General features: G+C 64.6%; 13 protein-coding genes. 12 read left to right on the forward strand and 1 reads right to left on the reverse strand.

The genetic code is table 11. The features are described from left to right. Window positions 1–5: 5 nt before the first annotated feature. The 10 genes from rlmN to AC2VNO_RS11010 all read left to right on the forward strand — a co-directional run bounded on the left by rlmN (window position 6) and on the right by AC2VNO_RS11010 (window position 10196). Window positions 6–1130 carry a dual-specificity RNA methyltransferase RlmN gene (gene rlmN, locus AC2VNO_RS10965; RefSeq protein WP_228575278.1) on the forward strand — a complete coding sequence of 375 codons (1125 nt, stop codon included), beginning with the start codon at window positions 6–8 and terminating at the stop codon, window positions 1128–1130. A 39-nt stretch (window positions 1131–1169) separates the two neighbouring features. After that, window positions 1170–1979: a type IV pilus biogenesis/stability protein PilW gene (gene pilW, locus AC2VNO_RS10970; protein ID WP_486934162.1), complete on the forward strand. Its 810-nt coding sequence runs from the start codon at window positions 1170–1172 to the stop codon at window positions 1977–1979. A 31-nt stretch (window positions 1980–2010) separates the two neighbouring features. Further along, window positions 2011–2985 (forward strand): RodZ domain-containing protein, encoded by a 975-nt coding sequence (locus AC2VNO_RS10975; RefSeq protein ID WP_486934163.1) that lies wholly within the window; start codon window positions 2011–2013, stop codon window positions 2983–2985. Window positions 2986–2990: 5 nt separating this feature from the next. Beyond that, window positions 2991–4106, forward strand: coding sequence for a flavodoxin-dependent (E)-4-hydroxy-3-methylbut-2-enyl-diphosphate synthase (ispG, locus tag AC2VNO_RS10980; RefSeq protein WP_486934164.1), 1116 nt, complete (start codon window positions 2991–2993; stop codon window positions 4104–4106). A 27-nt stretch (window positions 4107–4133) separates the two neighbouring features. Then, window positions 4134–5444 (forward strand): histidine--tRNA ligase, encoded by a 1311-nt coding sequence (hisS, locus tag AC2VNO_RS10985; RefSeq protein ID WP_486934165.1) that lies wholly within the window; start codon window positions 4134–4136, stop codon window positions 5442–5444. Between the two features lie 35 nt (window positions 5445–5479). After that, entirely contained in the window at window positions 5480–6124 is a 645-nt protein-coding gene (locus tag AC2VNO_RS10990) for a YfgM family protein (RefSeq protein WP_486934166.1), read from the forward strand. Next, window positions 6121–7287 (forward strand): outer membrane protein assembly factor BamB, encoded by a 1167-nt coding sequence (gene bamB / locus AC2VNO_RS10995; protein ID WP_486934167.1) that lies wholly within the window; start codon window positions 6121–6123, stop codon window positions 7285–7287. Before AC2VNO_RS10990 ends, bamB begins: the two co-directional genes overlap by 4 nt. Continuing rightward, window positions 7284–8687 carry a ribosome biogenesis GTPase Der gene (gene der / locus AC2VNO_RS11000; RefSeq protein WP_228575264.1) on the forward strand — a complete coding sequence of 468 codons (1404 nt, stop codon included), beginning with the start codon at window positions 7284–7286 and terminating at the stop codon, window positions 8685–8687. Before bamB ends, der begins: the two co-directional genes overlap by 4 nt. Before the next feature lie 108 nt (window positions 8688–8795). Further along, the gene (locus AC2VNO_RS11005; RefSeq protein ID WP_486934168.1) at window positions 8796–9434 is read left to right on the forward strand and encodes a hypothetical protein; all 639 of its coding nucleotides are present in this window, start codon (window positions 8796–8798) and stop codon (window positions 9432–9434) included. Window positions 9435–9467: 33 nt separating this feature from the next. Further along, window positions 9468–10196 carry a hypothetical protein gene (locus tag AC2VNO_RS11010; RefSeq protein ID WP_486934169.1) on the forward strand — a complete coding sequence of 243 codons (729 nt, stop codon included), beginning with the start codon at window positions 9468–9470 and terminating at the stop codon, window positions 10194–10196. Between the two features lie 17 nt (window positions 10197–10213). Here the strand turns inward: AC2VNO_RS11010 and AC2VNO_RS11015 are convergent, their stop codons facing one another. Beyond that, the gene (locus tag AC2VNO_RS11015; RefSeq protein WP_486934170.1) at window positions 10214–11098 is read right to left on the reverse strand and encodes an ATP-binding protein; all 885 of its coding nucleotides are present in this window, start codon (window positions 11096–11098) and stop codon (window positions 10214–10216) included. A 120-nt stretch (window positions 11099–11218) separates the two neighbouring features. On the opposite strand from AC2VNO_RS11015, the gene AC2VNO_RS11020 reads away from it, so the two are divergent. Together AC2VNO_RS11020 and AC2VNO_RS11025 are read left to right on the forward strand one after the other, a co-directional pair. After that, window positions 11219–12019: a M48 family metallopeptidase gene (locus AC2VNO_RS11020; protein ID WP_228575256.1), complete on the forward strand. Its 801-nt coding sequence runs from the start codon at window positions 11219–11221 to the stop codon at window positions 12017–12019. A gap of 43 nt (window positions 12020–12062) precedes the next feature. Next, window positions 12063–12323 (forward strand): hypothetical protein, encoded by a 261-nt coding sequence (locus AC2VNO_RS11025; protein WP_486934171.1) that lies wholly within the window; start codon window positions 12063–12065, stop codon window positions 12321–12323. Window positions 12324–12347: the final 24 nt, after the last annotated feature.

The following is a 12347-nucleotide window of genomic DNA, read 5'->3' on the forward strand; positions in this document are numbered from 1 at the left end:
ATGCCATGACCGCTACCGCCATCCAACGTACCAATCTGCTCGGCATGACCCGTGAGGAGATGGAAGCCTTCTTCCTTTCCATCGGCGAGAAGAAGTTCCGCGCCGCCCAGGTGATGAAGTGGATCCATCACGACGGCTGCGACGACTTCGAGTCCATGACCAATCTCTCCAAGGCGCTGCGCCAGCGGCTCGCCGAGGTGGCCGAGATTCGCGGCCCCGGAGTGGTCTATGAAGGCACGTCCAGCGACGGTACCCGCAAATGGGTGCTGGAGGTGGAAGATGGCAGCTATGTGGAGACGGTGCTGATTCCGGCCGACAACGGCAAGCGTCGCACTCTCTGCGTATCGTCCCAGGTGGGCTGCTCGCTCGACTGCAGCTTCTGCTCCACCGGCAAGCAGGGTTTTCAGCGCAATCTTACCGCCGCTGAAATCATCGGCCAGGTGTGGGTCGCTCAGCGCAGCGTGGGCCCGCGCAAGGATACCGCCAACCGCCCGGTGACCAACGTGGTGATGATGGGCATGGGCGAGCCGCTGATGAATTACGACAACGTCGTGCCGGCAATGAAGCTGATGCTCGACGATAACGGCTACGGGCTCTCCAAGCGCCGCGTCACCCTGTCCACATCGGGTGTGGTACCGATGCTCGACAAGCTTGGCGACGAGCTCGACGTGAGCCTTGCCATTTCGCTGCACGCCGCCACCGATGAGCTGCGCAGCGAACTGGTACCGCTCAATCGCAAATACAATATCCGCACGCTGCTCGATGCCTGTCACCGCTATCTGGCCAAGTGTGACGACACGCGGATGGTCACCATCGAGTACACGGTGATCAAGGACATCAACGATCAGCAGGAGCACGCCCAACAGCTGGCCGAGCTACTGCGCGAGCTGCCCTGCAAGATCAACCTGATACCGTTCAATCCATTCCCCCATTCGGGTTATGAGAAGCCGTCGCGCAATCAGGTGGTGCGCTTTCAGCAGTGGCTCTATGAACTGGGCTACACGGCGCCCATTCGCAGCACTCGCGGCGACGACATCGATGCCGCCTGTGGCCAGTTGGTGGGCCGAGTGAAGGACCGCACCCGGCGTCACGAGCGATATATTCGCTCGATTCAGATCGACGCCGATTGAACGGGGGCCGCCTTGACTTCAACTCGTCACGGCGCTTTGATGGACAGGCTTTTTTCGCCCCTGGCCAGTGCCGTTCGGGTGAAGGTACACGCACCGCCCACCAGGCCCGACCATGAGGATGCCATGACGCGCTTCCCCAATCTGCCAAGCCGACGCATGCCGCTGGTAGCCATGGTGGTCGTCTTGTCGTGGCTTTCCGGCTGCGCTGCCCAGCCCGAGCAGCAGAGCGACATGGACCCGGCCGAAGCGTTTACCGATCTGGGCATGGCCTACCTGGAGCGAGGCAACCTGCCGCGCGCCATGACGGCACTCAATCGAGCCCTGGACATTGCCCCCAACGAGCCCGAAGCACTGCAGGCCATGGCCATCGTTTACCAGCGGCAAGGCGAGCGGCAGCAGGCCGAGGAAATGTTCCAACGAGCCATCAATGCCTCGCCGAACAATAGCCGTACGCGCAACAATTACGCCGTCTTCCTTTATGAGCAGGGCCAGACAAGACGCGCCTGCGATCAGCTCGAGGCGGCGTCTCAGGACACGCGCTATGCCAACCGGGCTCAGCTCTTTGCCAATCTGGGGCAGTGTCACTGGGAACTCGGCGAGATCGACAAGGCACGCCGCAGCCTGGAGCGCGCCCGCAATCTCGAGCCGCGCAATCCCAGGAGCTATTTCACTCTGGCTGAACTGGAGCTGGACCAGGGCAACCCCGACCGCGCCAGACAGCAGCTGGAGATTTTCGTGGGGCTAGCCGGTATGACCCCGGCGGCTCAGGCGCTGGCCCAGCAGATCGCCGGCAGCGCCCCGAACATGACCGTCACACCCGGACCTGACGCCCAGCGTGACGCACCTTGATCAATGATTCCAAGACGAAGGATGCTCAGCCATGAGCGATAACCACGATATCGATGCCGGCAGCCTCGGGTCTCCGGCTTCTCCCGGAGAGATGCTTCGCCGAGAGCGTGAAACGCAAGGCCTGTCCCGTGAAGAGGTCGCAACGGCACTGAATCTGCGCCCTGCCGTCGTCATCGGAATGGAAGATGACAACTACGAGCAGGTGCCGGTAGCCGCCTATCGTCGTGGCTATCTGCGCGCCTATGCCCGCCTGCTGGGCATCGACGATCGACCCGTGCTGCAGGCATATGCGGAACGCTATGCCACGCAGGAAACCGAACAGCGAGTCACACCGGTGCAGGTCACCAAGCCGCCATCCCGCCTCGGCGCCTGGCTGTTCAAGATCGTTACCCTGCTGGTGATCGCCGGCCTGATCGGCCTGACCCTGGTGTGGTGGCAAAGCCGCGACGGCAACCAGCCGCCGGATGTCGATGACAGCGAGCCGGTTTCGGTCGAAACGCTCGACGGCACCACAACCATCGAGGAGGAGCCGCGTCCCGAAGTGGAAGAGGCGCTGCCGCCGGTCCCGGTCGAGGGTGTCGATCCCATCGACGGCGAGGCCGACATGGCGCTCGGTGAAGTCGATCCGACGGGCGCCCAGGCGCTGTTGGCGCAGACTGGCGAAACCGCCACCACCGACGAAGCCATCGCCGAAGAGGCCGCCGCCCAGGACATCGTCACCGAGGAAGAACCGGAAGTGGCTGAAGTGGCGGCGCCGGCCGACCGCACCATGCTGCAGCTGACCTTCAACGAGCAGTCCTGGACCGAAATTTTCGATGCCACCAATAGCCGCGTTTTCGTCGGCCTTCAGGAACCCGGCACCACGGCCAGCGTCGAAGGAGAGCCGCCGTTTCGCCTGACCATCGGTAACGCTACCGGTGTCGAGCTGATCTGGGCCGGCGAGCCGGTCGACCTGCGCACTCGTGCGGGGGCCAACAACGTAGCCCGCTTCACCCTGGGAGAGTGACGATCATGCATTCGCCATCGCCCATCGTGCGCCGCAAGTCGCGCCAGATTCACGTCGGCAAGGTGCCGGTCGGGGGCGATGCCCCCATCTCGGTCCAGAGCATGACCAACACCGACACGCTGGACGTGGCTGCTACCGTGGCCCAGATCCAGGGCCTGGAAAATGCCGGTGCGGACATCGTGCGCGTCTCGGTACCGTGCATGGACGCCGCCGAAGCCTTTGGCCGCATCAAGCAGCAGGTCAACGTGCCGCTGGTGGCCGACATCCACTTCGATTACAAGATCGCCCTGCGTGTCGCCGAGCTCGGCGTCGACTGTCTGCGCATCAATCCCGGCAACATCGGCAAGGAAGACCGCGTACGCGCCGTGGTTTCCGCCGCCCGTGACAACGGCATTCCGATCCGCATCGGCGTCAACGCCGGTTCGCTGGAGAAGGAGCTGCAGCGCAAGTACGGCGAACCGACGCCGGAGGCGCTGGTGGAGTCGGCCATGCGCCATATCGACCACCTCGAGCGCCTCGATTTCCAGGAGTACAAGGTCAGCGTAAAGGCCAGCGACGTGTTCATGGCCGTGGCCGCCTATCGACAGCTGGCCAAGCTGATCGAGCAACCGCTGCACCTGGGCATCACCGAAGCCGGCGGGCTGCGCTCGGGCACCGTCAAGTCGTCGATCGGCCTCGGCATGCTGCTGATGGACGGTATCGGCGATACCATTCGCGTCTCGCTTGCCGCCGACCCGGTGGAGGAGATCAAGGTCGGCTACGACATGCTCAAGAGCTTGCGCCTGCGCAGCAAGGGCATCAACTTCATCGCCTGCCCCAGCTGCTCACGCCAGAACTTCGACGTGATCGGCACCATGAACGCCCTGGAAGAGCGCCTGGAAGACATCATGACGCCGCTCGATGTCTCGGTGATCGGCTGTGTGGTGAACGGTCCCGGAGAAGCCAAGGAGAGCGATATCGGCCTGACCGGTGGCACCCCCAACAACCTGATCTACATCGACGGCAAGCCCGCCGTCAAATTGACCAATGAGCATCTGGTCGACGACCTGGAACGTTTGATCCGCGACAAGGTTCGCGAGAAGGAACAGGCCGAGAAGGACGTGATCGCCCGTGGGGCATGATCCGTCTCGACCATCAAGGAGCCATCGTTGAGCAAGCCCGAAAGCACCAAGAAGAAGATCCAGGCCATCCGCGGCATGAACGACCTGCTGCCGGATCAGTCCGCCCTGTGGCAGTACTTCGAAGAGACGGTTCAGCGCCTGACGCAGCGCTACGGCTACGCCGAGATTCGCACGCCCATCGTCGAGCAGACGGCGCTGTTCGCCCGCTCCATCGGCGAAGTCACCGATATCGTCGAGAAGGAGATGTATACCTTCGAGGATCGCAATGGCGACAGCCTGACCCTGCGCCCCGAGGGTACGGCGAGCTGCGTACGTGCCGCCATGGAGCACGGCCTGCTGCACAACCAGACCCAGCGGCTGTGGTACAAGGGGGCGATGTTCCGCCATGAGCGCCCGCAGAAGGGGCGCTATCGCCAGTTCCACCAGGTCGGCGTGGAAGCCTTCGGCCTTGATGGACCGGACATCGATGCCGAGGTGATCCTGCTCTCCGCCCGCCTCTGGCGGGAGCTGGGCCTCAGCGATCACGTCACGCTGGAGCTCAATTCGTTGGGCTCCAGCGAAGCACGCGCTGCCTATCGCGACAAGCTGGTGGCCTACTTCGAGCAGCACCGCGACCTGCTCGACGAGGACTCCCTGCGTCGTCTCACCAGCAACCCGCTGCGCATCCTCGACTCCAAGAACCCGGATATGGCGCCGATGCTGGCCGATGCGCCCAAGCTGATGGATCATCTCGACGACGCCTCCCGCGAGCATTTCGACGGCCTGACGGCCCTGCTCCAGGCCGCCGGCATCGACTACGTGATCAATCCACGCCTGGTACGCGGCCTCGACTACTATGGGCGCACCGTTTTCGAGTGGACCACGACGGCGCTCGGCAGCCAGGGCACCGTATGTGCCGGCGGCCGCTACGACGGTCTGGTCGAACAGCTCGGCGGCAAGCCGACACCGGCGGTGGGTTTCGCGATGGGTATCGAGCGCCTGATCCTGCTGCTCGAAACCCTGGAGTTGGTTCCCGGCGCAGCCCTGGGCGAGCTGGACCTCTACGTGCTGCCCATGGATGATGGCGCCACTGCCCAGGCGATGCTGCTTGCCGAAAGGCTGCGCAGCGAGCTGCCCGCGCTGCGTCTGCAGCTGCACTGTGGTGGCGGCAGCTTCAAGAGCCGTATCAAGAAGGCCGACAGGAGCGGCGCCCGACTGGCGCTGCTGCTGGGCGAAAACGAAATCGCCGAAGGCCGTGCAACCCTCAAGTTTCTGCGCGAGGAGCGCGAACAGCTGAGCCTGGCACAGGCCGAGCTGATCGATACCCTCGGCAACCTGGCGAGCGACGAGCGCGCCTGACCGAACCGCATATTGCTGTGACAAGGAGACCGCCCGTGGCGGAGCTGAGAACCGAAGAAGAGCAGCTGGAAGCCATCAAGCGCTGGTGGAAAGAGAACGGCATGGCGCTGATCGCCGGCGTCGCCATCGCGGTTGCCGGGGTGGTGGGATGGAACGCCTGGCAGAACCATCAGGAGAACCAGGCGGTATCGGCTTCAATGCGCTATCAGCATCTGGTCAACCTGACCGACAGCGGTGAAGTCGCCGAGGCACGTAGCCTGGTCGCCGAGATCACCGATAACCACGGCCGCACCCTCTATGCCGACCTGGCTCGGCTGATCGATGCCCGGCTGGCCGTCGAGGAGGGGAATCTGGACGAAGCCCGTCAGGTGCTGGAAGGCGTCATCGAGAGCAGCCGACGCGACTACGTACAGGGCCTGGCGAGGCTGCGCCTGGCCAGGCTGCAGGTGGCCGGCGACGATGCCGAAGCCGCTCTCGATACCCTGGCGCGCGATGTTCCGGCCGCCCTGGCTGCCCAGCAGGCCGACGTGCGCGGCGATGCCCTGTTCAACCTGGGCCGCACCGATGAAGCTCGCCAGGCCTGGCAGGAAGCACTTGCCGTCGCCGAACAACGTAATCAGCCGATCTATGGCGTCCAGCTGAAGCTCGACGACCTGGGTGCCGAAGAGGCCACGCTATGAAAACGACCTTCGCTCGTAAATCCGCGCTTACCCTGATGGCGATTCTGGCCCTGGGAACACTGGCCGGCTGTGCCAACAAGGCGGAACCGCGCTACAGCCCCAAGGAGCTTCAGCGCTTCGAGGCCAGCGCAGAGCTCTCCACCGACTGGCGTCAGCGTGTCGGCCAGGGCCTTGGCCGTGCCGTCTACCCCATTTCGCCCTCTCTTGATGGCGGTGTGATCTTTGCCGCCGACGAGCGCGGCCGGCTAATGGCGGTAGACGCCCAGAGCGGAGAGCGTCGCTGGCAGACCGATCTCGATGTCGGGGTTTCCAGTGGCCTGACAGCTGCGGCGGGGCAGGTCTATCTGGGCACACGCAACGGCGAAGTCCTGGCCGTGAACCAGAGCGACGGGCAGGTCGCCTGGCGCTCGCGCGTTCCCAGCGAGGTGCTCGCGGCTCCCCAGCCCAACCAGCAGCTGCTGGTGGTGCAGAGCGTGGATGGCGCCATCACCGCTCTGGATCGTCGCACCGGCCAGGAGCGTTGGGTCCACACGACCAACGAACCGTCCCTCACGCTGCGCGGTACCGGTACCCCCTCGGTCATCGACCAGGTGACGTTTGCCGGCTTTGCCAACGGCCGCCTAGCCACCCTGGACAACCGCAGCGGGCAGCCGCTGTGGGAGCGCCGTATCGCCGTTCCTCGCGGACGCAGCGAGATCGATCGCATGGTGGACCTGGGCGGACAACCCGTTCTGACCCCTGACGGCCGCCTGTTCGTCTCCAGCTACAATGGCCGGCTGGTGGCGCTCGATGCCACCAGTGGCGAAATGCTGTGGGAACGCGAGCACTCCAGCCACCTTACGCCGGTACTGGTGGGCGAGCGTCTGTTCACCGTCAATGAAGCCAGCCACGTCACCGCATTCGACGCCCGCACCGGCGAAGAAGTGTGGCGCAACCGCGACCTCGAAGGCCGCTGGCTGACGGCCCCGGCGTTTTCCGATGGCAACCTGGTGGTGGGCGACTTCGAGGGCTACCTGCATCTGATCGACGTCCAGAACGGCCGCTTCAGCGCCCGCACGCGAGTCGACAGCTCCGGTATCAGCGTGCGTCCGGTCACCGATTTCCGCCGCATCTATGTGTTGACCAACAACGGACGCCTGGAAGCCCTGGACATTAGACGATGACACCCGTGATCGCCCTGGTCGGTCGCCCCAACGTGGGCAAGTCGACCCTGTTCAACCGTCTGACCCGCAGCCGAGACGCCCTGGTGGCGGACTTTCCGGGCCTTACTCGCGACCGCAAGTACGGCAACGGCATGCTCGGCGACAAGGCCTACACGGTGATCGATACCGGCGGCATCAGCGGTGACGAAGAGGGTATCGATGCCGCCATGGCCGAGCAGTCTCTGGCCGCCATCGACGAAGCCGACATCGTACTGTTCATGGTGGACGCCCGAGCCGGCTTGCAGGTGGCCGATGAGGCCATTGCCAACCACCTGCGGGTCAACCAGAAGAAGACCTGGCTGGTGGTCAACAAGACCGACGGTCTGGAAGAACACTCGGCCATGGCCGACTTCTGGCAGCTGGGGCTGGGCGATCCTCATCCCATCGCCGCCGCCCACGGGCGCAACGTCACCAATCTGATCGAGGAAGTGCTCCAGCCCTTCCCCGAGCGCGACCTCAGCATCCCGGCGGACACCGGCACCAAGGGGATTCGCATCGGCGTCATCGGTCGTCCCAACGTCGGCAAATCGACGCTGGTCAACCGCCTCCTCGGCGAGGAGCGGGTAGTCGTCTTCGACGAAGCAGGCACCACCCGCGATGCCATCGAGATTCCCTTCGAGCGACGCGGCAAACCCTATGTGCTGATCGATACCGCCGGCGTGCGGCGTCGCAAGAACGTCAGCGAGATCGCCGAAAAGTTCTCGATCATCAAGACACTCGATGCGATCAAGGAGTGTCATGTCGCCATCATGGTGCTCGATGGACGCAGCGGCCTGGTGGAACAGGACCTGCATCTGCTCGACTACGTATTGACGACCGGCCGCGCCCTGGTACTGGCAGTGAACAAGTGGGATGGCCTCGAGCATGAGGCCAAGGAGAAGATGCGCGCCGACATCAAGCGACGCCTCGGCTTCGCCGACTACGCCGAGCTGCACTTCATCTCGGCGCTGCACGGCACCGCCGTGGGCGATCTCTACCCCTCCATCGAGCGCGCCTTCGCCTCGGCCAACAGCCACTGGTCGACCAACCGGCTCACCACCCTGCTGCAGGATGCCGTCAGCCAGCACCCACCCCCGCTGGTGCACGGGCGGCGGATCAAGCTGCGCATGGCCCACCAGGGCGGCAGCAACCCGCCGATCATCGTGGTCCACGGCAACCAGACCGAAGCGCTGCCGGAAGCCTACAAGCGCTTTTTGATCAATACGTTTCGCAAGGTACTCAAGGTTCGCGGCACGCCGATTCGCTTCGAGTTCCGCTCCGGCAACAACCCGTTCGACCCGCTGGCGGGTGCCAGCGACCGAGAGAAAGCCAAGCAGCGTGAACTGGGGCGTACCCGCGACGCTCGCAACAAACGCCGCTGATCGCGACGCCCGACCACCCGGTCGGGCCGTCGTCACCCCGAAAAGGCCATCCTGGTCTACCCTGCTACCAAACCTTCGTCTGAGCTGTGTCATCCACAGGAGGAACCGATGTTCCTGAGTCGCATGCTGTCGTTCATGCTGTCGCGTCGCCGTTGGCGCCTGCTGGCGCCATTGAGTCTGTCCCTGCTGCTTGCTGGCTGTCTGGCCATCCCCCAGACCGGCCTGTTCGCCTTCCGCCTGGCCGTGACCTCGCTGGGCGTGGAAGAGGTCCGCATAGGCCCCTACTCGATCCAGGCCGGACTCGATACCAGCGATGTCGCTTCGCTGATCGCCTCGAGCCTCGGCATGGGCAGCTTGCCTGTGCAGGCCACCCTGGCAATGGGGCTGTCGCTGCCGGCGGGTATGCCGGCAGTGGAGATGTCAGGCTTCCGCTGGACCCTGGACGTGCCGGGCGCCGAACCGGTCAGCGGTAACTACCAGCAGGACGTGACGCTGACCTCGGGCGACGATGCGCGTCTGCGCCTGCCGGTGGCCTTCGACGTACTGGCTACCGACCGGCGGCGCCTGGGCCCCATGGTGGAACTGGCAACACAGCTTGCCAGTCAGGGTGAGCTGCCCGCGGGCAGCGAACTCGCCATTACCCCGGGCAGTCTTCGCGGCCTGGGCGTGACCCTGCCCGCCGGCCTATGGACGCCGACCCTGCGCTTCGCCGTCGGCGAGAATGGCGAGCTGACGCCGCAGCGCTGAGCCGAGAACGGGAGTCCAGGGAGGGACCCTCAAATGCTGCTGGAGCTCATGTTCATTATCGGCCTGGCGCTCGTGCACCTCTTCGCCGCCCGCATTCACTACCAGCAGCTTTTACCGCATCGAGCCTGGCTCTCCTTCGCAGGCGGCGTTTCCGTCGCCTACGTCTTCGTCTACATCTTTCCCGGCCTTCACCAGGCACACCAAGCCTTCAGTGATCAGGGCGCGCTGCTGTGGATCGAGTACAACGCCTATGTGGTGGCGCTGATCGGCCTGTCGGCCTTCTATGGCTTGGAGCGCCTGGCCAAGCGTCATTCGCAGCCCTCGCAGCACCAGGAGGAGTCGCGAGCGCCAACGGCTGCCGAGGCCGGCGTCTTTTGGCTGCATATCGGCTCGTTCGGACTCTACAATAGCCTGATCGGTTATCTCCTGGCCTATCAGGAGACGCTTTTTCCCGAGCTGCTGTTCTTCTATCTGGCCATGGGCTTTCACTTCCTGGTCAACGACTACGGCCTGGTACAGCACCACCGCAAGGTCTATCTGGACAAGGGCAGGTGGGTGCTGACGGCAGCGGTACTCGCCGGCTGGGGTGTTGGCCTGACACATGAAGTGAACGAGCAGGTCATTGCCGCCTTGTACGCCTTCGTGGCGGGCGGTCTGATACTCAACGTACTGAAGGAAGAACTACCCGAGGAACGTCAGGGTCGTTTCTGGTACTTCGCCAGCGGTGCCGCCGTGACGACGGCACTGCTGGTCATGGCCTGATGGCGAACGCTGGCGCGCTAGGGCGGCGGGTTGCCCGCCCCCTCGGCGAGACGGCGGCGTCCCACCCACTGGCAGGCAAATTGCCAGGCGCCCCGGCCACTGCGACCGCCGCGCAGGGTGGCATAGCGAATCGCTTCGGCGCGGGCATCGCCGTTCCAGTCCTTGGCGCTGCCCAACTGGCTGACCCAGTGGCAGCAGGCTTCGAGATAGGTATCCTGGCTGAAGGGATAGAAACCGAGCCACAGGCCGAAGCGGTCGGAAAGGGAGATCTTCTCTTCGACCGCATCGCCGTGGTGCAGCTCCTCCCCTACCAGGCGCGACCCCTCATTGTCGGCCATGGATTCGGGCAGCAGATGGCGCCTGTTGGACGTGGCGTAGAGCAGCACGTTGGGCGGCGGCCCGGTCAGTGCGCCGTCCAGCACGCTCTTGAGCGCCTTGTAGGCATCGTCGTGGCCCTCGAACGAGAGGTCGTCACAGTAGACCACGAAGCGATGCGGCTGGCCGCGCAAGTGCTCCACCAGCAGCGGAAGCCCGGCCAGGTCATGACGATCGACCTGCACCAGGCGCAGCCCCTCCTCGGCCAGGCTGTTGAGCAGAGCCCGGATCAGCGAAGATTTTCCGCTCCCGCGTGAGCCCCAAAGCAGGGCGTGATTGGCTGGCAGCCCTTGCAGAAAGGCGCGGGTATTGTCGACCAACGCCAGCTTCTGGCGCTCGATGCCCAGCAGGTCGTCGAGGCTAAGAGCGTCGCGAGGCGGCACCGGCAGCAGCCGCCCACCCAATACATGGCGCTGCCACAGCGCGGCCACGTCGCGGTTCCAGTCGACCTCCTGCGGGGCAGGTGGCAGCCAGTGCTCCACATGATCCAGCAGGCGACTGAGGCGTTTGCTCAGCTCGGCATCCATTGGCATCTCCTTGGAAGTTCCACGGTTTGCGGTTGACCTTGAGGCGGATCGGGGTATCTTGTGGCGAACCGTCACTGCCGTCCAGAGTCTCAAGGGACCTGTACGAATGAGGAATCGATAATGCGCTGGTTTCGTTTTGTTGCCGTGGCCACCCTGGCCTTGACCCTTACCGCCTGTGCTACCTCGCCCACCGGCCGCCAGCAGCTCACGCTGATGTCGGATGCCCAGCTCAACCAGATGGGCCGCGAGGCATTCGACCAGTACCAGCAGGATCTGCCCCCCGCCGGCCAGGCGGAGCAGCGCTATGCCCAGTGCATCGCCAATGCGCTGATCGCCGTACTGCCGGAGCGCGAACGCGACCAGGACTGGCAGATCCGCGTGTTCGAATCGGAGCAGGCCAACGCCTTCGCCCTGCCCGGTGGCTATATGGGCATCAACACCGGCCTGCTGCGGGTCGCCCGCAACCAGGACCAGGTAGCCGCCGTGGTGGGCCATGAAATCGGCCATGTGCTGGCGCGCCATGCCAACGAGCGAGTCTCCACGCAGACCTCGACCCAACTGGCACTCTCGGTACTGTCATCCGCAGCCGGCATGCAGGGTGCCGGCGGTCAGCAGCTGATGGGGGCGCTGGGTCTGGGCGCCCAGTACGGCATCATGCTGCCCTTCTCCCGCCGCCATGAAACCGAAGCCGATGTCATCGGGGTCCGGCTGATGGCCGATGCCGGGTTCGACCCGCGGGCCAGCCTCGACCTGTGGGACAACATGAGCGCCGAAGGCGGTGCCCGCCCCCCGGCCTGGATGTCGACTCACCCCAGCCACGGTGAGCGCACCCAGGTGCTGCAGTCCGAAATGGAGGGTGCCCTGGCTCGCTATGAACAAGCTCGGCAAGCGGGACGTACGCCCAACTGCCAGCGCCCATGAGAGCGTGGCGTAGCCGCTATCCCGCTGCCTCGACGGAGTACCAATGCTGAGACTCGGCCTACTGCTGTTGATATTGCCCATTCTGGTGCTGATGGGGATCTATTTCTGGGAATTCAGCCAGGTCCGGGAGTGCACCCTGGTGCAGGGCGGCTCCTGGGACTATCTTGCCGGCACCTGCCGCAGCAGCCCCCAGCCCTTCGTGCCCTGGGTCGAGCGGCAGCCCTGGCTGGTCAACGGGGGCATGCTGCTATCGGTGGTGGGGGTCTTCATGTGCATGGTGGGGCTCTACGTCCGCCGCCGCTAGCCGCGCGAAAGGCGCACGGTGAAA

The organism is Halomonas sp. TH-94 (assembly GCF_057473365.1).

Bases quoted from the DNA above. Each gene is read 5' to 3' on its own strand.
- rlmN (WP_228575278.1), top strand. From the start codon at position 6: ATGACCGCTACCGCCATCCAACGTACCAATCTGCTCGGCATGACCCGT.
- AC2VNO_RS10975 (WP_486934163.1), top strand. From the start codon at position 2,011: ATGAGCGATAACCACGATATCGATGCCGGCAGCCTCGGGTCTCCGGCT.
- der (WP_228575264.1), top strand. From the start codon at position 7,284: ATGACACCCGTGATCGCCCTGGTCGGTCGCCCCAACGTGGGCAAGTCG.
- bamB (WP_486934167.1), top strand. From the start codon at position 6,121: ATGAAAACGACCTTCGCTCGTAAATCCGCGCTTACCCTGATGGCGATT.
- AC2VNO_RS11005 (WP_486934168.1), top strand. From the start codon at position 8,796: ATGTTCCTGAGTCGCATGCTGTCGTTCATGCTGTCGCGTCGCCGTTGG.
- AC2VNO_RS11020 (WP_228575256.1), top strand. From the start codon at position 11,219: ATGCGCTGGTTTCGTTTTGTTGCCGTGGCCACCCTGGCCTTGACCCTT.
- pilW (WP_486934162.1), top strand. From the start codon at position 1,170: ATGGACAGGCTTTTTTCGCCCCTGGCCAGTGCCGTTCGGGTGAAGGTA.
- AC2VNO_RS11025 (WP_486934171.1), top strand. From the start codon at position 12,063: ATGCTGAGACTCGGCCTACTGCTGTTGATATTGCCCATTCTGGTGCTG.
- AC2VNO_RS11010 (WP_486934169.1), top strand. From the start codon at position 9,468: ATGCTGCTGGAGCTCATGTTCATTATCGGCCTGGCGCTCGTGCACCTC.
- ispG (WP_486934164.1), top strand. From the start codon at position 2,991: ATGCATTCGCCATCGCCCATCGTGCGCCGCAAGTCGCGCCAGATTCAC.
- AC2VNO_RS11015 (WP_486934170.1), bottom strand. From the start codon at position 11,098: ATGGATGCCGAGCTGAGCAAACGCCTCAGTCGCCTGCTGGATCATGTG.